Source organism: Paenibacillus sp. FSL L8-0333 (genome assembly GCF_037965665.1).
GTDB lineage: Bacteria > Bacillota > Bacilli > Paenibacillales > Paenibacillaceae > Paenibacillus_AQ > Paenibacillus_AQ odorifer.
This window is the reverse complement of sequence record NZ_CP150186.1, coordinates 5642431-5665021: the sequence shown is the minus strand read 5'-3', so window position 1 is coordinate 5665021 and position 22591 is coordinate 5642431. Positions and strand designations below refer to the sequence as shown.

Genomic DNA, 22591 nt, shown 5'->3' with positions numbered 1-22591 from the left:
AGCACCATTAACATCAACAATACATAATATGTTTTGACTGTATCCCTTTACCTTGTTATACCAAACAAACCCAGGGCAAGGAGGGGTGACACCATTGAAGGGGAACGAACACCACAGCAAATTTCTGTTGACTCATCGTGAGCGCGAAGTTTTTGAGCTTCTCGTGCAGGACAAAACGACTCGTGATATCGCTGGCTTATTATTTATCAGCGAAAAAACAGTTCGAAACCACATTTCCAATGTAATGCAAAAACTAAACGTTAAAGGCCGTTCACAAGCGGTTGTCGAGCTGATCAAGCTTGGGGAGCTGAAAATATAGCTGGCCATGTCTTCGGAAGTGACGCGTTTAAGCCTTCTTTTGCTCTTCGGGGCAAAGGGAGGTTTTTTGTTTACGCACCAAAAGCAACTGAAGAGTGAGTTAGATCACCGTATGATTTTTATGACATGATAAATTAGAGATATTAAGGTAGTTCAGGAGGATCTGTTATGACCAGATATGAACAACAAAGAAATTTTCTGAAATCCAATTTTCATGAATTCAAACATATCAAAACAGATAAGATCAAGGGAATTGCACAACCGCCAATTGTTAAGCCATTTGATTCAGATTCACTAATTATTGATTTGCCCAAGGTCAGCAAAGACGTTGTGAGTAAAGAAAATATTTTTGATTGTATAGATCAAAGAAGAAGTACACGGTTCTATTCTGAGGAAACTATGAGTCTGGAGGAGTTATCCTATTTATTATGGGCTACCCAAGGGATTAGCGGTATGAATAAGAACGGACTTACGCTGCGGACTGTACCCTGCAGTGGGGCGACGCACACCTTTGAAACCTATTTAATGATTATGCGGGTAGAGGGTATTGGGCAAGGGATCTACAGATATCTGCCTGTGGAACATAAGCTCTTATTTATGTTTGAATTAGATCAACTTGAACAAAAGATTGATGCTATTACTTTGGATCAGCCCTTTGTCCCTAACTTTGCCAAAAAGGCTTCTGTATTGTTTGCCTGGAGTACCACACCCTACCGCTCCGAATGGAAGTACGATATTTCTGCTCACAAAAAAATCCTCATCGATGTTGGACATGTCTGCCAGAACCTTTATTTAGCCAGCGAATCCATCGGTGCAGGTGCTTGCGCAATTGGAATCTATGATCAAAAGTTGATAGATGAGATTTTAGAATTAGACGGCGATGAAGAATTTGTTATCTATCTTGGTGCAGTTGGCAAGAAACGAGAATAGCTAGGAATGCTAGATATGTCTTTGAAGTGATGCGTGTAAGCCTTTTTCACCCTTCGGGGTGGGGAAGGTTTTTTGTTTATATTCCAGCTTATTTGCCCAACTGCTCAGTTTGAACGAAGAGGAAATCGTAATGTTTAATTGATAATCATTCTCATTGCATATATAATTAACCCAAAGTAAGAGGAAGCAGGGATGAGCATGGAGCGAAGCAATGGACTGAAAGAAGCAGAAACGATTGATGCCCATAAGACGCTTACATGTGAAGGGGTAGATTATAATTACCGTTTTAATGGGGCTCATTTTGAGATTAAACCCCCAGTCGAAATAGGGGAAGGCAGTTGCCGCAGCCTGCTTAGCCATGGGTATATCCAGATGACAGATTTTAATCTCCGGTTTAATCGGGATATCGAAGCAAAGGGCAATTTTAGCACTCCGCGTACGGAGCTGGCTTTCTGCATAGGGCATGGCATTGAGTGGGGGACTTCGCTGAAATCGGACTATTTTATTATAGATACGGGAGAAATTGCGCTGTTTCATGGCGGGGTAAGAAGTGAAAACTGCACATACCTGAGTGGGGCGGGGTACCGATTCATCAGCATAGATATGAGCCCGGCACAATTTGAGCGGATGACCAGTGGTCTGACCGAAGATACACGGCTTCGCATTGGAGCTGGTGCGGGTTTGTTTTTTGGAAAAAATAACATCACACCATCCATCCGCTTCATTCTGTCGCAGATTGCGGATTGTTCCTATAGCCATGGCATGCGTGAACTTTATCTGGAGGGCAAAATGCTGGAGCTAATGGCTGTTTATCTCAATGAATCTTTATATGAAGCAGAGCGGATTCCGTGCTCGGTCAAGCTGTCCAGAGAGGATATGGAGAGCCTGCGGCTCGCTAAGGAGATTTTGCAGCGTGATTATTTGCACCCGCCAACGCTTGCAGGCCTTTCTCGCATTATATGCCTCAATGAGTTTAAGCTGAAAAAGGGCTTTAAGGAAATGTTTGGTTATACCGTGCATGCTTACGTTATCGAACAACGGATGCAGAGAGCGCAGCAGCTGCTGGAACAAGGGAGTATGACTGTAAGTGAAGCAGCCTCCAGGGTTGGATACGGTAATGTGAGTCATTTCTCGGCAGCCTTCCGCAAAAAGTTCGGTGTGCGTCCAGGAGAATATCTGATCAGCGGCAGGCAGAGTCTCTTCGGTATTAAGTTGTAAGTCCGTATCCTCCTGCACAGATGCTCCTGTTTTGGTTAATTATAATCCCTTAAACGGTAGCAATCGTGAACAACGTTCCTATACACTAGTGCACAGAGAATCATTCTCAGTGCACTTTTTTTTGTGCGTAATTACCAAGAGTGGGGGAACAGCTGTGAGTAAAACCAAAACCGGCATGCCAAGGCTGCTGGAGATCGCCGGAGAGAAGCGAGGTTTGCTGCTCTTGTCCGGAATATTGTCATCTGTCAGCGCTGTATTAATGCTGATTCCGTTTTTGTCTGTTTATTTCATTTTGGCAGAGCTGCTGCGCCATGCTTCATCGCCTGGACAGGTCGACGGTACGTATATGATCCGCTGGGGGTGGATTGCACTTGGAGGGTTAATCGGAGGGCTGGTGACTTCGTATTGTGGTATTATGTGCTCGCATATTGCGGCTTTTCGAATTCAATATAATTTGCGTGTGCGAATGACCGAGCATTTGGGCAGATTGCCGCTCGGTTTCCTGAATGGGACATCAACTGGCGTGGTCAAGAAAACGCTAGAGCAGAATGTCGACAAGGTGGAAAATTTCGTAGCGCATCAGCTTCCCGATTTAGTCAGCGTGCTGGCTTCTACGGTGCTGATGATCGTGGCGATGTTTTGGCTTAGTCCGCCGTTGGCGGTAGCTTGCCTGCTGCCGATAATTATAGGATTAGGTGTGCAGTCAGCGCTTATGATGAGCAGCAGAGGCAAGGCCAGTGTGAAGCAGTATCATGATTCGTTGGAGCAGATCAATACTTCGGCGGTGCAGTATGTACGGGGGATGCCGGCGGTTAAGGTGTTCGGGCAGACGGTGCATTCTTTCAGAAAGTTCTACAGTGATATGACCAGCTACCGCGATTATTGTCTGGAGTATACGGACCGTTATCAAACAGGTTATATCTTATTCAAAACATTGCTGGCGTCACCGTTTACCTTTATTTTGCCGGTGGGCATCTTCATGCTAAGCGGCCGACCGGATTCCATGTCTTTTGCGCTTGTGCTGCTGTTCTTTCTAATTATGGCGCCCGGCGTTTCATCTCCGCTCTACAAGCTACTTCTGCTGGCTTCAAGCACTCGGGATATTGGCGAAGGCGTGGAGCGGATGGACCGTCTCTTGGCACAGCAGCCTGTATCAGAAATAGCAGAACCGCTATCCCCGCATACTTTTGACGTTGAATTTGTGGATGTAACCTTCTCCTACAGTGAAGATGCAGGGACTGCAGCGGCGCTCAGCGAAGTCTCATTCCGTGCAGAACAAGGGAAGGTTACAGCGCTGGTAGGGCCGTCAGGTTCGGGAAAATCGACGGTGGCCAGCTTGGTGCCGCGGTTCTGGGACCCGCAAGTGGGTGCGATCCGTATCGGTGGAGTCGATATTCGCCATATGGCAATCCATGAATTAATGAATACAGTTGCTTTTGTATTTCAGGAAACCTTCCTGTTCTATGACACTTTGTATGAGAATATTGCTGTCGGCAAACCGGGAGCGACTCTGGAGGAAGTCCAGGCTGCAGCCAGAGCGGCACAATGCGACGAGTTCATTACTCGGCTGCCGCAGGGATACGATACGTTAATTGGTGAAGGCGGTGTCTATCTCTCGGGTGGTGAGGAGCAGCGCATTGCGGTAGCTCGGGCTATTCTCAAAAATGCACCAGTGCTCGTGCTCGACGAAGCGACTGCTTTTGCCGACCCGGAAAATGAGTTTCATATGCAGTTAGCACTTACGGAGCTTATGCGCGGCAAGACGGTTATTGTCATTGCTCACCGACTCTCCTCTATACGTGAAGCTGCACAAATTCTGGTGCTGAGGGATGGAGAAATCGTGGAACGTGGAGAGCACGCAGGTTTGATTGAGGCGGACGGGCTTTACGCCAAAATGTGGCATGCCTACAGTGACGCCGGAGATTGGCATATGGAAAAAGGAGGGGATCAGCTATGAAGGTATTGCATAATATTACTGCCGGCAAACCGCAGCAGTTGCTGAAGCCTGTACTTTTTTCCTTGCTGGCTAATCTAGTTAGTGTGCTTCCGTTCGCGCTTGTAATTGAGGCGGTGCGGTTGATTTTTGCTCCTTATATTACTGTGGGCGCAGAACTTCAGACAGAACGCCTTTGGTGGATCTGCGCAGGGCTTGTCGCCGTCATGGTGCTGATGTTCCTGAGTGAGATTCCCGCCTATCGTACCGCTTACCGCGGGGCATACAATGTTGCTGCACAGGGACGTGCGGAATTAGCAGAACATCTGCGGAAGCTTCCGCTGGGTTACCTGACTCGCCGGGACCCAGGTGATTTAGCCAATATGATGATGGGTGATTTCACGCTCGTTGAGACGGGCATTTCACATCTGCTGCCACAGCTTGCGGGGGCTTTTGTACTGCCGATATTTGCACTTGCTGGTTTACTGTTTCTGGACTGGCGGATGGCGATTTCCATGTTCGTAGCGCTGCCGGTTGCTCTTCTGATCATGTATATATCGGGCAAGCTTCGGCGGAGACTCGGAGCGGATCATATGAAGGCCAAGCTGAACGCTGCGAACCGATTGCAAGAATACTTGAACGGCATACGGGTGATGAAGGCCTATAATCTGACAGGAGAACGATTTGTCCGTCTGGATAACTCTTTTAAAACTTTGATGAAGGAAAGTGTGAAGCTGGAAGGGATGTTCGGTCCGGTTATTCTAACCGCTATGGCTCTTCTCCGTGCGGGGCTGACCTTAATGATATACGTAGGTGTTCATCTATTATTAGGCGGGGAGCTCGGTATTTTGCAGTTGGCAGTATTCCTTATTGTCGGCACACGAATCTATGATCCATTGACCACGGCGCTAGCCAATTATGCCGAATTCCGCTACAACGAACAAGCGGGTGAACGTATAGTAGACCTGCTGCGCCAGCCGGTAATGACAGGTGCTACGAGTCCTCTTCCTAAAAGCAGCACCATTAGGTTTGACAATGTAACCTTCAGCTATGGAGGAGAGCCTGTTCTCAAAAATTTAAGTCTGGAAATGCCGCAAGGTTCACTGACTGCAATTGTGGGTCCGTCAGGCAGCGGCAAGAGTACAGTGCTGCGCCTGATCTCACGTTTCTATGATCCTGAAAAAGGGAGTGTTCTGCTAGGTGGGCGCAACATCAAGGAGATTGATCCAGAACATCTGCTAGGATCCGTATCGGTGGTGTTTCAGGATGTGTACCTGTTTCAAGATACCATTGGGAACAATATTGCTTTTGGGCGGCCGGGGGCGTCGCAGCGGGATATTCAGCAGGCAGCGGAAATGGCTCACTGCCATGATTTCATCATGAAATTACCGCTTGGTTATGATACGCCGGTAGGCGAAGGCGGAAGCACGCTCTCCGGAGGGGAGAAGCAGCGGATCTCCATTGCCCGTGCGATTCTCAAGAACGCTCCAATTGTGCTGTTGGATGAAGCTACTGCATCGCTTGACCCGCAGAATGAGGCCGAAATCCAGAAAGGAATTGATGCGTTGATTACGGGCAGGACCGTCATTGTTATCGCTCACCGGCTGAAAACCATACGCGGTGCGGACAACATTATCGTACTGGAAGACGGTCGGCTGGTCGAGCAGGGACGACATGAAGCCCTACTGTTGCGCGGCGGATCGTACGACCGGCTCTGGAAGCTGCAACAGCAATCCGTCGGATTCCGCATCACATCTTAGGCAATGCTCAGCACATTTTAGGAGGGAAACGTATGCCTATAACAAAGGATGAATCCGCTTGGCCGATCATAAGCCTTAGTTTGGGGGAGGCGTTTGATCAGGAGACAGTAGAAGAATATATCGCTTATTGGGAAGAGCTGCTCACGCGCCGATCTGCCTTCGGCCTGCTGATGGTGCATTCTGCTGAGAAAAACACACGTCCAGAGCGTGCGGTCACACAGCTGTATATGAACTGGTGCAAGATGAACAAGCGGGAAATCGCCCAATATTGTTCAGGCATCGCGGTCGTAATGCAGAATGCTAAGTTGCTTGCTGTCTACAAGCCAGTTACAGCGTTGTCCACTAAAAGAACCTATGGCTGCCCCGGAGGTTCTTTCTCCGGAGAGGCTGAGGCGATAAGGTGGCTGGAGGAGCAGTTGGCTAAGGCACCCTCGGGTACGAAAATCTAATATAGCTGCCCATATTTTGGGGATACACATTTAAGCTTTCTTCACCCTTTTGGGTGGGGAAGGCTTTTTTTGTCTAGAAAGATAAGAATCCGCCAACCCCTCACAACCAACGTGTCAGAGTAAGCTTTTTAAATATAAACGGGGTGTGTTGGATGAAGATAAATAATAATTATTTGAAAGAACAATTAAAACATGTATATTGGCTAAATGGTGGACCTTGTGCTGGAAAGACTACTATGACCAAGAAGTTTGTAGAGGAATTAGGTTTTCAAACATTAGGGGATGATCTCTTAAAATATAGACCATTCTCTAGCCCTGTTGAATATCCTGCCCTTCAATTCCCTAATCCTAGTTTAGATTGGAATAAGTGGTTTAATAAACCTGTAGATGAACATTGCCAATGGTTATTTCAAGTGGTCGAAGAGATGATGGAATTCTTTATTATTGACTTGCTGAAGTTTACCTGATGACCAACCAATCCTAATAGATTTGGGAATAATGCCTGAATTTATATTACCTTTTATCCCGGAAGAGAGAATGATATGTTTTTATACATCCGATACGGAGATTGAGAAACACAGTAATAAATCTATGATTAAGTTCTCCAATGAAATAAAGAACGCTTGCACTAAGGTGGACAGGTGGACATCAAAACTATAGAAAGAACACCAAACATGAGCGTAGAAGAACAATTTAGGTTAGTTCGTAAACATTTTAAAATGTAGGGATGACCGAGAGGTATACCTGCTCAAAGAAACCATTCCTTTGTCAGGGATGGTTTCTTCATAACTAGAAAAGTACACAGGTGTGCCCGTATAATAAATAGGAGTAAGTAATTGGAAGTAGACTGATGATGAGGGGAGAGAAGACATGTTTTTCTTTAAGAAAAATAAAGGCATCACAAAAGAGGAACTGCAGGCCCTGGTTGAAGGCTTGGAGCAGGCTTATATGGATAAGGATGAAGAAGGTTTGAGCAAAAGATTTCATCCAGATAAGAGGGGAATGTCCTTTTTAAATCACTTTCAATTAATGATGACATTTCAAATCTATAATATAAAATCTGAAATTCTCGAATTTGAATTGCTGTCAATGGATGCTACTAAAGCAGTCTTTACATACACTCGGAAGCATATTCATACCTGTATCAACCCCGCCGATGAACGTGAGGAAAAAAGAAATCAAATTATCAGTTATTACGTTGAGGCTGTGAAGGAGAATGGTTCAATTTGGATTACGAGGTACAGCCCTTATAGCACGATTTTTGTAGATAAGAAGGGTGATTTCCTTAGTGGTGTGGATGCGGTCATTCCTCCTGGAGAAGAGATCAATTCAGGTATTGTGCGATTCATCCCGTATTTTCAGCTTAATAGCTATGTACCTGCAACATTCCATGTCTACAGTAACAGTCAATTTATCGGATATTATCCGCTAGGAGAATACCATCGGTACGAACCTTCGCATACGTTCACGATTAATTATTTTGATAAGATAGAGGCATCTTCTGTAGAGAAGCATACAGCGGATTATATCTCTCAAGAGACCTTATTGACCGCTCAAGTATTGCATCAGACTGATAATAGCTCTGTAGTGGAGACGCAGTTGATGAACAATAATGTATTAGAGCATGAACTTGTTACCAGCCTGCTTACGAAGGATGGGTTCTATATGATTAGATTTCTGTATGACAAAGGGGAGCCGATACCGCCACAGGAGCGAGAAAAGTGGAAGCGTGAGATGGTCACTTTAATAGAAAAAGAGCACAGCAGTTAACACAGAAACTTGCCGTTACAGACAGCACGCGAACTGTATCCTAAGTAACGATAAGTTTTTTTGGGAATAATGAGAGAAAAGGAGAGATGGAAATGTCCTATATCGTTGATTTTAAAAATGTGTCTACGGTTGGTTTAGAGTCTTCTCCTGTAGTAGATGCGCTTGCTGGTTTGCGTGCTAATGAGGCCCGTTACTTTATGAACAAATACAAGCATGAATTTACGGTTGTACAAGCCAGCGAAAGCCAGGAGACCCTTGATTATGTGAACCGAATTTTAAAAGAAGAACGTGATATTGAGTTTGCGGCCAATCTTTTAGAAACGTCGCGTTTTCAAGTGGAAAATATTAAATATGCCTATGTCTTTTATGAGGATGGCCTTGCGGTCAACGTTATGTATACGGTTGATGACCCTAAGAAGCGGGCCGTTGGTTTTAAGCTTTCTGAGGGGATGGAAATCCCAAAGGAGCTAGAAGAGAAGTTTAAGTTTGCTAGGCAGAAGTCCAAGCTAGCTGGAACAATTCGGGGTTCGTTTTTTGTAATTAAAGGAGAGTATTAAGGTAAGCAAAATTGCAACTTAATCAATGAGAGGGCCATCCTATAAAAGGATGGCCCTAAATCTTTTCGGTATAGATAATTTGCGTAGGTTATCTATGGGAATGGACTCCCATTCAAGAGGCCGAATTTATTATATAGAGCAACGAAAACTGGAGTAGCGTGCCTACTTCACAATTATTTTGCATGAGTAGCTGAGATGCTGGAATGTACGGTATAAATCCCGCAGATAAGAGCTGAGGTAGCTGGAATAGTGAAATGTACGGGATAAATCCCGTAGAAATGAGTTGAGGTGGCTGAGATGCTGGAATGTACGGGATAAATCCCGTAGAAATGAGTTGAGGTGGCTGAGATGCTGGAATGTACGGTATAAATCCCGTAGAAAAGAGCTGAGGTGGCTGAGATGCTGGAATGTACGGTATAAATCCCGTAGAAAAGAGCTGAGGTGGCTGGAACGGTAGAATGTACGGTATAAATCCCGTACAAATGAGTTGAGGTGGCTGAGATGCTGGAATGTACGGTATAAATCCCGTACAAATGAGTTGAGGTGGCTGAGATGCTGGAATGTACGGGATAAATCCCGTAGAAAAGAGCTGAGGTAGCTGGAATAGTGGAATGTACGGTATAAATCCCGTAGAAAAGAGCTGAGGTAGCTGGAATAGTGGAATGTACGGTATAAATCCCGTAGAAAAGAGCTGAGGTAGCTGAGATGCTGGAATGTACGGTATAAATCCCGTAGAAAAGAGCTGAGGTAGCTGGAATAGTGAAATGTACGGGATAAATCCCGCAGATAAGAGCTGAGGTGGCTTGGCTATATCGACTTGGTTGGAGACTCTCCGGGGGCATCAGATTTGATCCATTCAAATGTGTTCGACAAGCCACCTATCATTTGACAAAACATGGAAGATGTTGGATGCGGTCAAAAACAATCGAATTATTGAGATTGATATGGAAAAATATTTTGCAGCAGATTCATACTCCTCCTTGTTACAAGCTGAAGATATCGCCGACAAATTATCGAAGCTGGCTTCATCAGAATAACTTATTGGATTGAACCTACCTGAAGTCATCTAAATAAAAGACGAAGCCTATTATGGCTTCGTCTTTTGTAGTTTTGCATTCCCTTTTCATCCTAGAAAATAAGGTCCCTTTTACAAATGAACTATTGGACCGAAAGTACAGTCTCCAACTCAGGGATATATTCCTTGACCATATTGTTGTCTTCCCACAGTCCTTTAGTCCCAGCTGGGGCTTGACCTTCGGAAACGACTAAGTACGGTTTGATGGTTACGGTACTCGGTATAGTCTTGAAGGGTTCAAAATGAACATTATAAGATTCGCTTACGGGGTGAGCACCGACAGGCTTCAGTTGAACGCCACGTTCATCCACAATGTCAAATTGAAGAGCGATGACGCCCCCGTTAGCACCCTTATATTTCGAAGGGATAGAAGCGAGCATTTCTTTTACGCTCTGGCCCGGTTTGGTTTTGTACTCAATGGATACCTGTGTTGTGATTGGGGTGATTTCTACCTTACTGATCTGCAAGTTAATGTTATCGTGATGCTTGGTCTCCTCTGAAGTTAGGGCGGTAACAGGCGTTGATGTGGTAACAGGCAGAACGAATTCGAACGGGACATCGTAACCCTTTAACGTTATATTTACAGTCAAGTCAAACTGATCAGGGAACTGGACAGTCTGTGTTGTTGTGCTCGGCTCATAATAAGTGTTCAAAACCTGAACCATTATGCTGGAAGCAGTCTCACCATCCATGTGTTCGTAACTCCAGAGCAGAGGTTGGCCTTTATAGAGAACCTCAAACTTATCCACCGCCCCTTTATTGGCATCGGAAGGCGGCGAATTGGGCTCCGAAGCCAGACGGTTTCCAGGAGTGGTTAGGTTCATAAGAATTCGGGTTCCGTCAAATAACAATGTTGGGATATTCATCGTCACATCGCCATGGGTCACGCTTTGGTTTACGTTTGTGATGAAATCCTCGGCTTGTTGAACACCGGGATCTAAGTTTTTTTCGCCCCATAATGAATAGATTTGTCCCAGAACCGGAATTTGCTTGAGTGCATCAGCCATTGCGGGCGATACAAAGCCGGAAGCAAGGAGTGTAACTCCCAGGATTGCAGCGGCTGCAGTGGAAACCCACCATTTATTAAAAGTTCTTGATACATCTATCTTTCTCTGAATGGGGGAAATAGAATTATCGGTCTCCCTGATGATTTGGTAAGTCTCATTCAGCTTGGAGCGGGCAATATCCGATAACTGATCGGGAAGTAAGCTTTGGCAGTTCTTTAATTGTTCTTCTAACTTAGTGTTTACCATGTCGCAACTCCATTTCTTGATTGAATTGAGATGAATGCTTTAGCTTTTTGCGGGCGCGATGCAGCCGGGTCTTCACGGCAACCGTAGAAATTTCGAGAATGTCGGAAATTTGACGGATCGGCATGTCCTGTAGGTAATGAAGGTGAATGACAATCCGGAGGTTCTCCTCAAGATGTTGAACGGCATCCCATAATTCGATTTTCTCATAATCCTTGGAAGTGGAAGGGACTTCGGGAAGCTCTCCATAAGGGAGGGCTCTTGCGTTGTTTTTGAGCATTTTATTGCATTCATTAATCAGAATCCGGAAGATCCACGTTTTGAAAAAAGCGGGCTCTCTGAGTGTATGGATGTTCTTAAAGGCTTTTAGCATCGTCTCCTGCAGGGCATCTGCACAATCTTCTTCTTTGTTGACGATGGACCTTGCAGTTCTGTATAAAGGTAACTCTATCTCCTGCATCAACTTCACGAATGCTTCAGGGTCCCCAGCTTTGGCTTTGACGACAATAGGATCTATATGCAAAGATTTACCTGCTTTCTTGACTAGAAGTCTTAGGATGTTCGTAACGTTACTTAAATATTAGATCGGGTAGATAGCTAGAAGGTTACCACAAACATGATTCCATTCTCCGCATCTCGCAAAGGATGAAGATTACTTTTGCTGTCTGTAGCTAGTAGCAGGGTATCCTTCGCATAATGGGAAGGCATTTCACGGTGCTCTTCCGAACGATTAATGTGTAACTGAGCTAGCAAGGTGAGAAATTGGTTTTTTTCACAAAAAAATCGCCGTTCAAATTCCCTGTCAGGAATCGGACGACGATTTTTCATAAGCTAGTCAGTCAGTCAATCAATCAATAATATAAATGACCCATTCCCCTTGATCGTTTGGCCGAATAGCGTATAGCATTTTTACATTTTCAACTGTCTTTGCTGCCATATCCAAGCGTTGTCCGATTACCGTTATATTCACCTGATGTTCGTTGGGTAACATGGAATCGATGCTTTCGATGTCTGTGAATTTGTACTGATAATGTTCGTCATAATAAGGCTCCATAGCATCTGCTAGTTTTTTGTTTACGAACCCGGATTGATAAAGTGTGTGGTCATGCTCAACCAAAGCAGTTAGGTTTTTTTCCAGCACTTCAAGTGCGGGAAGATCATTTTCTGTCAATTGATCTGAATATGATTTCAGATTTATCGACAATTCTGCTTTAAAGCTGGCTTCATTTGGCTGCTTAGGTTCTGTGTTTTGCGGCTTCTGCGTACTAATCGCTGAACTTTGGGTTGGCGTATTTGCTCCTATGCTCGGCTCCTCGATTGGTTTAACGTCCCCTCCACATGCTGCCAGAAAGATTAAAGACATCAACATGACCATTCTTGCAATAGTTTTTAACATCTAACCCCCACCTTTTTTTGAGGATATGTTAGTAAGTCGCGAGAAGATATGGAGAAATTTTAAGGGCTGAATGAAGCCCGAAAAAGCGGATTAAACCGCTAGATTAAATCGCTAGTTTTTGTGGATCATCTACAGAGTAACGTCCGCTTACCGCAAGCATGATTGTAGAAATAATGACGAGTATGAAACAGAGCACAAATGAATACCGGTACCCAACAACACTAGCTAATAACCCGCCAACAAGACTGCCAATCAGTCTGCCGATCGTGGATGAATTAGAGTAGAGCGTGGATGCATACCCAGGCATGTTTGGAAGCAGATCCTGAATGTAGCTAATGCCAATCGCTGAAATAACGGCAACAAAAAAGGCAAGCAAAATTTGGGCTGCAAGCATTTGCCACATCGCGCCTGAAGTAATGACAACGAGATAATAAGCTCCTCCGAAAATGGCTCCGCACATCATCAGGATTCGGTTACTGTATTTCGCACTGAGTAGTCCCAGCATGATCATAAAAGGAATTTCCAGCGCAGCACAAATACTGCTGACTAAACCGACATCGCTTGTTGTTCCCCCTAGATTGTTGGTGATAAAGAGGGCAGTATTGATGCTACTCGTCCAGTGGGCTACATACATGAGTATCATAATCAGAAAAGGAAGCAGAACATTACGGTTCTGACCCAACCGGAAACTTTTTACTTTTACTTCTGCAGTACTGCTTTTCACTTCTGTATTTGATTTCAGGAATAGTGAAATAAGTAAGGCAACCAGCAGGAATACTCCAATGGTGCCCGAGAAAATCCCCTTAAACCCAACAGCAGCAATTAGCAGAGTACCGATTAAAGGACCTGTAATAAAGCCGAGAGAGAAAGCAGAACGCAAGGTAGAATTTGCAAACGCAGTATCCGTAAAATCGCTCTTATTCACTGCTTCTCTAGCTATGGCGAACAATTGAGGCATCCCTGGTGCACCGAGTGCGGTGAACACAATCATGTAAATGAATAAGATCGTAAAATCCCCAATGAGCAAGTATCCGCTATAAGCAAGGGCATTACAGAGCGTGGAGACAAGGTAAATGTTTCTTCGATTTAAGCCAAGGTCAGAGCGTCTCCCGATTAGTGTACTGATCCATATTCCGGCAATTAACGTGGTGGCCAGAAAAACACCAAACAGCCCGACAGATACTCCAAGCTGTTCCGTAAAATAAATGGATAAAAAGGGTGCGCTGAGTGAAATCCCCATCCCCTGCAGTAACATGCATAAAAAGAGTAAGCCATAAGAGGGAATCGAAAATAGTGCAGTTAGTCGTTTGAACATGTTGTGAAAGTACTCCTCTATATTTGTTTAGATATTTCATAAAAAAAAGCCGTTGAAATTGATTCCAACGGCTTTTTGTATGCTTGTTTTTTTCAAGACCTTATTCAACATCATAATTGATCGGAAAGAATAAGTCTATACTTTCGGCTGGATTTTATTTACTATTGTGAAGCCGGCAAAACCTAATAAATGGAGTGTTGTTAATGGACGTTACTTGTCATCTCGATAAGGCTGACTTACAGGATTATATTAGTAGGGTTTTTGGCAGCAGCTATTTCGTTGCTCGTGTTTCGCGCATGCATGGCGGTGCACAAAAGGTGGTCTACAAGATTGAGTGCAGTAATGGATTTTCCTGCGTTTTGTATGTGTGGGATCTTTCGATGAATTATTTTAAAGAAGAAAAAGCAAATGAAGATATAAATGAACAATCCTATGGAAGTCATTTATTCGAATTAAATAACAGGTACTTAACACAACATGGAGTTCAGACCCCTGCTCTTTATGATCTGAATAAGGAAAGAGATCGTTACTCTTTCGATTATGCTCTAGTTGAATATATAGATGGAAGAATGGCAGAAACCTATTTTTATCATCCCGATTCACGTGTTCAAGATAAAGTTTTTCAGCGTGTGGGGGAAATGCTTACTGCTATGCATACCAACGAGAGGCATGTTTTTGGGAAAGCAAATGCTAACGAGAGCAGCATGAGCGAATGTCATTTATTACAAATGGAAAATGCGAAAGTGCAGCTAGCCTATGCCTCCCAACATATTGAGAAGATCAGGTCTAATCAAAGCAAACTGCTCGATAAGTTGTACGAGCTTGAATCAAAAATTCAACCCAGACAGCAATATGGGTTTATTCACGGGGAGCTGGGACCTGACCATGTTATGGTTAATGATAAACTGGAGCCCTTTCTGATAGATATTGAAGGGGCAATGTACTATGACATTGAGCATGAGCATAGTTTTTTACAGATGAGATTTGGGGATTTCTATCGGTACTTAAAGAACGATGCTCTGGATCATGATAGGCTGTTATTTTATCAATTCCACCATCATGTCTCCTTAACTTCAGGTGGATTAAAGCTGCTGCATAGAGGATTTCCTGACCAACAATTCGCCCAAGGCCTAGCTGATTATCAATCGGAACGCGCGCTGAGGTTTATCGAAGGATGAACTAAACAAGGCGTTTGGATTGATAACCTACTGCCATGTCCTCGAAAGTAACCTATTAGCCTTCTTCACCCTTTAGGGTGGGGGAGGTTTTTTCGTTATACAACTACAAGGCATAATAAAAGACCGCATCCACTGGAATTGCTTCCGGATCTGGCGGTCTGATGTCTTCGTTATGAATCAATCTTTATCTGAAAGGGTTAGTTAATGAAATTTAACGGTCTTGATGCGAGCCTCTTCTTCATAGCTAAGTGGTTTCGGAGATTGCGGAGTGTGCAGATGACGCTCCACGGAGTACTCCATTTTCCGGTAGTCCTCATTACCTGTATTCAATGTTGGATTCCAGTTTTCTGTCACCCAATTTTTAAGTTCCTTAAGTCCTGCTAGCATTTCCTCCAGCCTCCTTTGGCGAAGAAACAAAATAGATTTTGTAGTTCTTTGTTTACGCTTTCATTATAATCCTAAACTCCATTTTTTAAAAGGTGTGTCCGTCTGAAAAACACAGATTATTCAGTGAACATTGTGTGTTATTTAGGTTTTGTGCTTCATCTGGAGAGAAGTGTCTCCCTGTAGGAGACATTTTTAGTGAAGCTGAAAGGATACTCATTAGTACCACTTTTTAAATTTTTTTACATCCGTATATCCAACAAATACTACCCTGAAGAAATAAATTTAGGGTGGAATATTTACAGGATTATTTTCTAATGAATATGGAAAAATAAATGATTATTAGCTGCGAGTTGCACTGAAAACCATTATTGTGCTAATCATAAATAAGATTGGTGGAAATAAATTTTATTTTTCTAAAAATAGAGAAAATAATTTACAAAACCAAAATATAATGATATTTTGTTTATGTAGAAAAGAAACCGCTCACAACTTAAGGGGGATTAACAATGACACTCACAAAGTTCCACGGAATTATACCTGCCTTTTATGCCTGCTATGACGATCAAGGAAATATTTCGGAATCCCGGACGCATGCTTTATGTGATTACTTATTTGAAAAAGGAGTTCAAGGTGTATATGTGGGAGGCAGCTCAGGAGAATGTATTTACCAGAGTCTCGACGAACGCAAAGCGGTACTAAGCTACGTAGCTAGTAACCTGAAAGGTAAAATGACATTGATTGCCCACGTGGGTGCCCCTTCCACTAGAGATAGTATTGAGTTAGCGAAACATGCTGCAACCTTAGGGTATGATGCATTATCCGCAATCCCGCCTATATATTTTAAATTACCTGATAGTGCAGTCTATAAATATTGGAGCGAGATTATGGAGGCAACCCCTCTTAGCTTCATTATCTACAACATTCCTCAGACTACTGGATATACACTGACTCCTTCCCTATTCGAGAAGCTGCTTGCGAACAAAAAGGTGATTGGTGTGAAGAACTCCTCCATGCCGACTATGGATATTGAAAGATTCAAAAGAGTGGGTGGAAAAGATGTAGTGGTATTTAATGGACCGGATGAACAATATGTTGCGGGAAGAATCATGGGAGCGGATGCGGGAATCGGTGGAACCTATGCGGTTATGCCTGAGCTGTTCCTGCAAGCAAATGAATTTGTTAAGGCTGGTAAGTTCGAAGAAGCTGGACAAATCCAAAGCGATATCAACGATATTATCATCGCCCTTTGTTCGCTCAAAGGTGCCATGTATGCCGGTATAAAAGAGATTCTAAAATTAAGAGGCGTAAGCATTGGCAGCGTAAGAGCACCGCTTGAGGCAGTAGCCGCTGAGGATGCTGGTCCGATCGCAGACATTATGAAATTGATTGATCAAGCTATTGAAAGATATTGCGGTTAAGATAATGAAGAAATCCATCGTATGCTTTGGCGATTCTAATACTTGGGGCTACGACGCAGAGACAGACCGCAGATTTAAGGATGATATTCGTTGGACGGGAATTCTTCATACAGAATTGGGTGACGCCTACCGAATGATCGAAGAAGGGCTTCCCGGCAGAACAAGTGTCAGTGAGGACCCTCTATTTGAAGGACTTTCTGGAATCTCCTATATCTATCCCTGCCTGATGTCACATTCGCCATTAGACTTGGTTGTGATCATGCTTGGGACCAATGATACAAAAGAAAGGTTTGGACTAACTTCTTATAACATCGCACAAGGTATTGTTAGGTTGGCTCTTAAAGCTAAAGATAGCGGTGCAGGACCCGAGGGGAAGGCTCCAGAGGTTCTAGTAATCGCGCCCCCTCCGATTGGAGCAGAGTATATTCATACCCCTATTGGCAAACCAATGGGTAGCGGATGTAGTGAGAAGTCTATGGAGCTCGCTGAGCATCTTGCAGCGTTACTAACGGAAACTGGTATCCACTTTATAGACTCCAGAGATCATGTATCGATGAATGAAATTGATTATATGCATCTTGATCCGCGAGGACATCGCAACATGGCCGATTTGGTGCAATACCATGCCAGACGGATTTTAAATTAAGGGTTCTATGCTTTCGAAGCGAGTTTCGTACGAAGTGATTCAGAGAAGAAAATGCTCACAAAACTTTAAGCGTATGCTTTCGAAGCGAGTTTTGTACGAAGCGATTCACAGAAGATAATGCTCACAAAACTTTTAGGGAGGTTTATAAATGAAGAAAAAACGTTTACTCTCGACAATGGTTGTGCTAATGGTGATTATTTCTTTAATTTCAGGTTGCTCAGGTAACAATGCTGCTAGCTCTAATACATCCGATAATTCTTCTGCATCTGGGAAGGAAAAAGTGGGGATCAGAGTATGGCTGACTCCACAGTGGAAGGGTGTTGTGGATGCCACGGAGGCAGGCGCGGACTATGATAGCTTCCTAAAGCACGCCGCTGAGAAATTCAAAGCACAATATGATAAATATGATGCGGATATTCAAATAGAGGTCATTGCTGGAGATCAGCGCGATCAATTGCTTAACGTTAACTTAAGCGGAGGAACACCTCCAGATGTGTTCTTTGAGAGTGTATTCCCGATGGGGGATTACGTTCACCGTGGAGCATTGGTTCCTTTGACCGACATCATTGATGAAGACGCGAAAAGCGATATTGCTCAAAACTACTGGGACGCTGTAACGTTCGGAGAAGATATTTATTTCTATCCATTCCAGCACAACCCAGGCACCTTGGTTTACAACGCGGATATGTTTAAAGCAGCAGGCTTAGAAAAGTTTGTGGGTGAAGAATCCGAAATCAAAACTTGGAACTTGGATGAATATCAACAAATTCTTGAGGGTCTGAAAAACAATCTGCCGAAGGATAAGTATTCGAATGCATATCCAATGGCATTATTCGCTGTAAATAATCAGGGCGATACATGGAACCTTGCCTATATGAGAATGTTCGGCAATAAGTTCTTTGATGATCAAGGCAACATTGTCCTGAACGATGAGAACGGAGTTAAAGCTGCAACTTGGCTGAAAAACCTATATGACGGCGGATATACAAATCCAGGAGCAGAATCTGTTTCTTCTAATGATGCCAATGCTATGTTCCAAAATCAGCAATTAGCGATCAGTTTCACTAACCCGATTCTGTTTAATGGTACGAAAGCTAATATGGCGGATGGTACGGCGGCGAAATTTGATATGAGACTTGCTAATATTCCGTCGGAAAGCGGAGATCCTCTATCCTTTACTTATGTAGTAGGCGCTAGTGTATTCAAGTCCAAAGATGCTAAGAAGACTGAAGTAGCTAAAGATTTCGTGAAGTTCTTCTCAAGCGATCCTGAGTTAGTTAAATCCTCTAAGAATGGTATTCCTGTAAGAAGTTCTGTAGCCGAAGCACTTAAAGCGGAGAATCCACTGTTTGCAGCTTACGATGCCAACTCTAAATATTTGTTCAACTTCACAGGCAACGTTCCAGGATACAGCCAATTAAGAGAGGTTTTATATCCAGAGCTACAAGCACTTTACATGGGAGCTAAGACACCGGAACAGTTTGTGCAAGATTATCAGGCAAGTGGCAACAAGGTGATTGAGACCAATAAAGCTGGCTCTGTAATTTTCCAATAATCTAAGACCAGATAAACAATACACGATTGACAGCCTTTAGGGTCTGAAGAGACTCTGGGGCTGTTAATTAGAAAGGTAAACGATATGAAACTACGTAGTAATTACCTAAAAGAGAATATTACAGGTTATCTGTTTATTTTACCTCAGATGATAGTATTCTTAGCCTTTCTTGTCTATCCGATCTTAGAAGGGATGCGGCTGAGTCTATACCAGATTAATTATGACAGTGAGAAATTTGTGGGTTTTGCCAATTACACCACATTGTTTAATGATCCGGTATTTTTTAAGGCTACCATCAACACCGTTGTGTTCGTAATATTTATCGTTCTACTTACAGTGGGGTTTGCATTGTTCGTAGCCTCTGCGGTATTTGATAAGAATGCTAAGTACGTTTCCTTTATTAGAGGAAGTTATTATATCCCGGTAATGGTGTCCATGGTGGTTATGAGTATGGTCTGGAGCTTTTTGCTGAATCCGGCTAACGGACTTATCTCTTATCTATATAAAGATATGGGGCTAGGGACGATTAATCTGCTGGGAAATCCAAAGACGGTTCTGCCAGTCGTGATATTTGTAACCTTCGCAACTAACGTGGGCCAGGCAATTATTCTGTATATAGCTGCAATGATTGGTGTCTCGAAAGAGCTTTTTGAAGCAGCCGAAATCGACGGTGCTAGCAGATGGCAAGTGATATCAAAGATCCTGATTCCTTCGGTAGGACCTACAACAACTTATATTACGATTATCAATATTATTGCCGTATTAAAAATCTTTGTAGTCATTCAGTTACTGACCGGTGGCGGACCGAACAATTCCTCCGTAACACTGATGTACTACCTTTATAATAATGCCTTTAAATATAACCAACTCGGCGTGGCTTCTGCGGTAGGGGTTATCATGTTCGTGATTACATTGATATTGTCTGTGCCACAGCTACGAAGCATGATTAAGGTGAAGTGAGGGGGAATACAACATGTCGAAGATTAAAAACAAGAAAAAGAGAGAGAAGTTTGATGTGATATCGAATGTGATCATTATCCTCTTCGCACTCCTTAATCTTTTTCCACTATATTGGTTATTCACAAGTTCACTCAAGAACAGCTCGGATGTTGTGAAGATGCCTCCAGACTGGTGGCCCAAATCGATTACATTCTCCAACTATGTGGATGTATTTCAGAACCAGCCGGCTTTAAGATGGACGTTTAATAGTATTTATGTATCAGGTGTTTCTACTATTTTGGTTATTGTTGTAGGCTCTATGGCCGCCTATGCATTCTCAAAGATTAATTTTAAAGGTAAAAATATAATCTTCATTATCTTTATATCAAGCTTGATGATTCCTAAAGAAATTATGATTGTACCCTTATTCCGGATCACCCAACAATTTGGAATGGTAAATAGTTATAACGGTATGATTTGGCCGAACGTGGCGGGTGCATTTGGAGTGTTCCTATTAAAGGGATTCTTCGATTTAACCCCTAATGCCTTAAGAGAAGCCGGGAGAATAGATGGTGCAAATGAATGGAGAATCTTCACACGCATCATGCTGCCTATTGTCAAACCTGGTATTGGAGCCTTATTTATTCTGAATTTCGTGCAAGTCTGGAATGATTACTTGTGGCAGCTGGTTATAGGCCAAGAGAACAAAATGAAAACATTAATGGTTGGTACTGCGACCTTAATGCAGGATTTGAATCCTAATTTCGCTTATAAAATGGCCGGAGCTACCATCGCTGCAATTCCGATGTTGCTAGTGTTCATGTTATTCCAACGGTTCTTCACCAATGGGATTACGGCAGGAGCAGTTAAAGAATAAATAAAAATGTGGAGTGGGTTACTGATGAATACTGAAAATAATGTACTTAAAAAAATAAAACATAAATTAGTCGTCTCCAGTCAAGCCTTACCAGAAGAACCGCTGCATAGCCCGTTTATTATGGGGAGAATGGCTTATGCTGCTTACTTAGGCGGGGCTTCTGGAATTCGGGCAAACAGCGTAGCGGATATTCAAGAAATCAAAAAGCAAGTGAATCTGCCGATCATTGGGATAATCAAAAAGGTGTATGAAGGCTCTGAAGTCTTTATTACACCCACTCAAAAGGAAGTCGATGAGCTGTACCGCGAAGGGGTAGATATCATTGCTATGGATGCTACAGACCGTATTCGCCCGGATGGATCTACCATTTCTGAACTTTTTCCACTTTTAAAAGAGACTTACAAAGATCAACTGTTTATGGCGGATTGTTCTACATTTGCGGAAGCTGCGAAGGCTGTTGAGCTGGGATTTGATCTGATTGGAACTACCTTGAGCGGTTATACAGAGGCTACTAAAGGGCGCAACTTGCCAGATTTTGAATTGGTTCAACAAATCGTCAACAACTTCTCTGTTCCCGTTATAGCTGAAGGTGGGGTTTCCACTCCTGAAGAATTAAAGACCATGTTTGATTTAGGTGTGTATTCAGCAGTGGTTGGCTCTGCGATCACGAGACCGATGGAGATTACGAAACGGTTTGTGAACGCTATTCAGTAGAACGCCAGAGAGGGTAGATGGAAATGAGGATTGTAGCCGTAGATGTTGGCGGTACCAATACCAAGATGTGTATATGCGATAAACAGGGGAATGTACATGACTTCAAGGAGTATGCAACAGAAAGCTACTTGGGGGGACCTCATGTAATCTCAAGAATGCTGGAAAAGATTGCAGAATACGATCATTTTGATGCCATTGCCATAAGCACCGCGGGCCAAGTTAATGCAGAAGAAGGATTTATTGTCTATGCTAACGAAAATATACCTAGATATACTGGAATGAAAATTAAGGATATTGTCACCCATCATTTTCATAAACCTGTTATGGTAGAGAACGATGTGAATTCAGCTGCATTAGGCGAAGCTTATTATGGAGCTGCTCAGAGCTTTAACAATTTCTTATGTCTAACCTTTGGCACAGGCATTGGCGGTGCAATCGTCATTAATCGCCAAATCTACAAAGGGGCTAATGGGGTAGCGGCTGAATTTGGCCATATCTTTACTCACCCATTGTCGGCCACATCCGGAGTAGAAGGACTGCCATATTATGAAAAACACGCTTCAACCACAGCTTTAGTCAAGATGGCTCAACTGGCAGATCCCGAATGCACGGATGGAAAAGCCTTATTTGATAAAATACAGAGCGGAAATGAGCAGCTTGAACGTATTTTAGATCTATGGATTACTGAAGTGGCTGTTGGTTTAGCTTCTATCACGCATATCTTCAATCCATCCGCGATTATTATTGGTGGCGGCGTAATGGAACAAGAAGATTTGGTTCGAAGGGTAGAAGAACGAACGAAGTCTTTGCTTATGGAAAGCTTTGCGGGAGTGAGAATTGTTAAAGCCTCATTAGGGAATAAGGCAGGTCTGCTGGGAGCTTCCTCCTTATTCGTACATTAATTTA

At 43.3% G+C, this 22591-nt stretch carries 24 protein-coding genes; 18 read left to right on the top strand and 6 right to left on the bottom strand.

Annotated features, from left to right (window positions below):
* Window positions 1-94: 94 nt before the first annotated feature.
* The 9 genes from NYE72_RS25260 (at window position 95) to NYE72_RS25220 (ending at window position 8935) form a co-directional block, all read left to right on the top strand.
* The gene (locus NYE72_RS25260) at window positions 95-319 is read left to right on the top strand and encodes a LuxR C-terminal-related transcriptional regulator (RefSeq protein ID WP_019908812.1); all 225 of its coding nucleotides are present in this window, start codon (window positions 95-97) and stop codon (window positions 317-319) included.
* A 167-nt stretch (window positions 320-486) separates the two neighbouring features.
* A complete protein-coding gene (locus tag NYE72_RS25255) occupies window positions 487-1248 on the top strand; it encodes a SagB/ThcOx family dehydrogenase (protein ID WP_038573123.1) in 762 nt (253 codons plus the stop codon).
* 192 nt (window positions 1249-1440) lie between these two features.
* Window positions 1441-2466, top strand: a complete 1026-nt coding sequence (locus NYE72_RS25250; RefSeq protein ID WP_076146391.1) for an AraC family transcriptional regulator — start codon at window positions 1441-1443, stop codon at window positions 2464-2466.
* A gap of 175 nt (window positions 2467-2641) precedes the next feature.
* The gene (locus tag NYE72_RS25245) at window positions 2642-4423 is read left to right on the top strand and encodes an ABC transporter ATP-binding protein (protein WP_038574818.1); all 1782 of its coding nucleotides are present in this window, start codon (window positions 2642-2644) and stop codon (window positions 4421-4423) included.
* Window positions 4420-6159 (top strand): ABC transporter ATP-binding protein, encoded by a 1740-nt coding sequence (locus NYE72_RS25240; protein ID WP_076146388.1) that lies wholly within the window; start codon window positions 4420-4422, stop codon window positions 6157-6159. The genes NYE72_RS25245 and NYE72_RS25240 overlap by 4 nt, the downstream gene beginning before the upstream one ends.
* A gap of 32 nt (window positions 6160-6191) precedes the next feature.
* Window positions 6192-6608, top strand: coding sequence for a hypothetical protein (locus NYE72_RS25235; protein WP_081390308.1), 417 nt, complete (start codon window positions 6192-6194; stop codon window positions 6606-6608).
* 152 nt (window positions 6609-6760) lie between these two features.
* Window positions 6761-7075: a hypothetical protein gene (locus NYE72_RS25230; RefSeq protein ID WP_076146385.1), complete on the top strand. Its 315-nt coding sequence runs from the start codon at window positions 6761-6763 to the stop codon at window positions 7073-7075.
* A 403-nt stretch (window positions 7076-7478) separates the two neighbouring features.
* Window positions 7479-8378 (top strand): hypothetical protein, encoded by a 900-nt coding sequence (locus NYE72_RS25225; protein ID WP_076146383.1) that lies wholly within the window; start codon window positions 7479-7481, stop codon window positions 8376-8378.
* 92 nt (window positions 8379-8470) lie between these two features.
* Window positions 8471-8935: a hypothetical protein gene (locus NYE72_RS25220; RefSeq protein ID WP_036679666.1), complete on the top strand. Its 465-nt coding sequence runs from the start codon at window positions 8471-8473 to the stop codon at window positions 8933-8935.
* A gap of 173 nt (window positions 8936-9108) precedes the next feature.
* Here NYE72_RS25220 and NYE72_RS25215 read toward each other — a convergent pair whose 3' ends face one another.
* Entirely contained in the window at window positions 9109-9795 is a 687-nt protein-coding gene (locus tag NYE72_RS25215) for a hypothetical protein (RefSeq protein WP_339210697.1), read from the bottom strand.
* Between the two features lie 42 nt (window positions 9796-9837).
* Between NYE72_RS25215 and NYE72_RS25210 the strand changes: the two genes are divergently transcribed.
* Complete coding sequence (locus NYE72_RS25210) at window positions 9838-9972, top strand: hypothetical protein (RefSeq protein ID WP_339210695.1); 135 nt, start codon at window positions 9838-9840, stop codon at window positions 9970-9972.
* Between the two features lie 121 nt (window positions 9973-10093).
* Here the strand turns inward: NYE72_RS25210 and NYE72_RS25205 are convergent, their stop codons facing one another.
* The 4 genes from NYE72_RS25205 to NYE72_RS25190 form a co-directional block, all read right to left on the bottom strand.
* Window positions 10094-11263 (bottom strand): DUF4179 domain-containing protein, encoded by a 1170-nt coding sequence (locus NYE72_RS25205; RefSeq protein ID WP_339210693.1) that lies wholly within the window; start codon window positions 11261-11263, stop codon window positions 10094-10096.
* Window positions 11250-11783 carry a sigma-70 family RNA polymerase sigma factor gene (locus NYE72_RS25200; RefSeq protein ID WP_076212876.1) on the bottom strand — a complete coding sequence of 178 codons (534 nt, stop codon included), beginning with the start codon at window positions 11781-11783 and terminating at the stop codon, window positions 11250-11252. The genes NYE72_RS25205 and NYE72_RS25200 overlap by 14 nt, the downstream gene beginning before the upstream one ends.
* A gap of 324 nt (window positions 11784-12107) precedes the next feature.
* The gene (locus tag NYE72_RS25195; RefSeq protein ID WP_036679659.1) at window positions 12108-12656 is read right to left on the bottom strand and encodes a hypothetical protein; all 549 of its coding nucleotides are present in this window, start codon (window positions 12654-12656) and stop codon (window positions 12108-12110) included.
* A gap of 103 nt (window positions 12657-12759) precedes the next feature.
* Window positions 12760-13971 (bottom strand): sugar efflux transporter, encoded by a 1212-nt coding sequence (locus NYE72_RS25190; protein WP_052097297.1) that lies wholly within the window; start codon window positions 13969-13971, stop codon window positions 12760-12762.
* 248 nt (window positions 13972-14219) lie between these two features.
* Here NYE72_RS25190 and NYE72_RS25185 point away from each other — a divergent pair, with 248 nt between their 5' ends.
* The gene (locus NYE72_RS25185; protein WP_076146417.1) at window positions 14220-15149 is read left to right on the top strand and encodes a phosphotransferase; all 930 of its coding nucleotides are present in this window, start codon (window positions 14220-14222) and stop codon (window positions 15147-15149) included.
* Between the two features lie 201 nt (window positions 15150-15350).
* Here the strand turns inward: NYE72_RS25185 and NYE72_RS25180 are convergent, their stop codons facing one another.
* Entirely contained in the window at window positions 15351-15536 is a 186-nt protein-coding gene (locus NYE72_RS25180) for a hypothetical protein (protein WP_036679656.1), read from the bottom strand.
* Window positions 15537-16042: 506 nt separating this feature from the next.
* Here NYE72_RS25180 and NYE72_RS25175 point away from each other — a divergent pair.
* The 7 genes from NYE72_RS25175 (at window position 16043) to NYE72_RS25145 (ending at window position 22587) form a co-directional block, all read left to right on the top strand.
* Window positions 16043-16954, top strand: coding sequence for a dihydrodipicolinate synthase family protein (locus NYE72_RS25175; protein WP_339210691.1), 912 nt, complete (start codon window positions 16043-16045; stop codon window positions 16952-16954).
* A gap of 4 nt (window positions 16955-16958) precedes the next feature.
* Entirely contained in the window at window positions 16959-17600 is a 642-nt protein-coding gene (locus NYE72_RS25170) for an SGNH/GDSL hydrolase family protein (protein ID WP_076099498.1), read from the top strand.
* Window positions 17601-17748: 148 nt separating this feature from the next.
* A complete protein-coding gene (locus NYE72_RS25165; RefSeq protein ID WP_094902113.1) occupies window positions 17749-19155 on the top strand; it encodes an extracellular solute-binding protein in 1407 nt (468 codons plus the stop codon).
* Window positions 19156-19239: 84 nt separating this feature from the next.
* Entirely contained in the window at window positions 19240-20115 is an 876-nt protein-coding gene (locus NYE72_RS25160; protein WP_036679648.1) for a sugar ABC transporter permease, read from the top strand.
* A 13-nt stretch (window positions 20116-20128) separates the two neighbouring features.
* Window positions 20129-20971, top strand: coding sequence for a carbohydrate ABC transporter permease (locus NYE72_RS25155; RefSeq protein ID WP_080742596.1), 843 nt, complete (start codon window positions 20129-20131; stop codon window positions 20969-20971).
* A 24-nt stretch (window positions 20972-20995) separates the two neighbouring features.
* Window positions 20996-21685 (top strand): N-acetylmannosamine-6-phosphate 2-epimerase, encoded by a 690-nt coding sequence (locus tag NYE72_RS25150; RefSeq protein WP_036679646.1) that lies wholly within the window; start codon window positions 20996-20998, stop codon window positions 21683-21685.
* A 23-nt stretch (window positions 21686-21708) separates the two neighbouring features.
* On the top strand, window positions 21709-22587 hold the full coding sequence (locus NYE72_RS25145) for an ROK family protein (RefSeq protein WP_076099487.1): 879 nt from the start codon (window positions 21709-21711) through the stop codon (window positions 22585-22587).
* The last annotated feature ends 4 nt before the right edge of the window (window positions 22588-22591 follow it).

What these genes read in the sequence shown, in the direction of transcription:
- NYE72_RS25255 (WP_038573123.1), top strand. Translation starts at nt 487, where the DNA reads ATGACCAGATATGAACAACAAAGAAATTTTCTGAAATCCAATTTTCAT.
- NYE72_RS25250 (WP_076146391.1), top strand. Translation starts at nt 1,441, where the DNA reads ATGAGCATGGAGCGAAGCAATGGACTGAAAGAAGCAGAAACGATTGAT.
- NYE72_RS25245 (WP_038574818.1), top strand. Translation starts at nt 2,642, where the DNA reads ATGCCAAGGCTGCTGGAGATCGCCGGAGAGAAGCGAGGTTTGCTGCTC.
- NYE72_RS25240 (WP_076146388.1), top strand. Translation starts at nt 4,420, where the DNA reads ATGAAGGTATTGCATAATATTACTGCCGGCAAACCGCAGCAGTTGCTG.
- NYE72_RS25235 (WP_081390308.1), top strand. Translation starts at nt 6,192, where the DNA reads ATGCCTATAACAAAGGATGAATCCGCTTGGCCGATCATAAGCCTTAGT.
- NYE72_RS25230 (WP_076146385.1), top strand. Translation starts at nt 6,761, where the DNA reads ATGAAGATAAATAATAATTATTTGAAAGAACAATTAAAACATGTATAT.
- NYE72_RS25225 (WP_076146383.1), top strand. Translation starts at nt 7,479, where the DNA reads ATGTTTTTCTTTAAGAAAAATAAAGGCATCACAAAAGAGGAACTGCAG.
- NYE72_RS25220 (WP_036679666.1), top strand. Translation starts at nt 8,471, where the DNA reads ATGTCCTATATCGTTGATTTTAAAAATGTGTCTACGGTTGGTTTAGAG.
- NYE72_RS25210 (WP_339210695.1), top strand. Translation starts at nt 9,838, where the DNA reads ATGTTGGATGCGGTCAAAAACAATCGAATTATTGAGATTGATATGGAA.
- NYE72_RS25205 (WP_339210693.1), bottom strand. Translation starts at nt 11,263, where the DNA reads ATGGTAAACACTAAGTTAGAAGAACAATTAAAGAACTGCCAAAGCTTA.
- NYE72_RS25195 (WP_036679659.1), bottom strand. Translation starts at nt 12,656, where the DNA reads ATGTTAAAAACTATTGCAAGAATGGTCATGTTGATGTCTTTAATCTTT.
- NYE72_RS25190 (WP_052097297.1), bottom strand. Translation starts at nt 13,971, where the DNA reads ATGTTCAAACGACTAACTGCACTATTTTCGATTCCCTCTTATGGCTTA.
- NYE72_RS25180 (WP_036679656.1), bottom strand. Translation starts at nt 15,536, where the DNA reads ATGCTAGCAGGACTTAAGGAACTTAAAAATTGGGTGACAGAAAACTGG.
- NYE72_RS25175 (WP_339210691.1), top strand. Translation starts at nt 16,043, where the DNA reads ATGACACTCACAAAGTTCCACGGAATTATACCTGCCTTTTATGCCTGC.
- NYE72_RS25170 (WP_076099498.1), top strand. Translation starts at nt 16,959, where the DNA reads ATGAAGAAATCCATCGTATGCTTTGGCGATTCTAATACTTGGGGCTAC.
- NYE72_RS25165 (WP_094902113.1), top strand. Translation starts at nt 17,749, where the DNA reads ATGAAGAAAAAACGTTTACTCTCGACAATGGTTGTGCTAATGGTGATT.
- NYE72_RS25160 (WP_036679648.1), top strand. Translation starts at nt 19,240, where the DNA reads ATGAAACTACGTAGTAATTACCTAAAAGAGAATATTACAGGTTATCTG.
- NYE72_RS25155 (WP_080742596.1), top strand. Translation starts at nt 20,129, where the DNA reads ATGTCGAAGATTAAAAACAAGAAAAAGAGAGAGAAGTTTGATGTGATA.
- NYE72_RS25150 (WP_036679646.1), top strand. Translation starts at nt 20,996, where the DNA reads ATGAATACTGAAAATAATGTACTTAAAAAAATAAAACATAAATTAGTC.
- NYE72_RS25145 (WP_076099487.1), top strand. Translation starts at nt 21,709, where the DNA reads ATGAGGATTGTAGCCGTAGATGTTGGCGGTACCAATACCAAGATGTGT.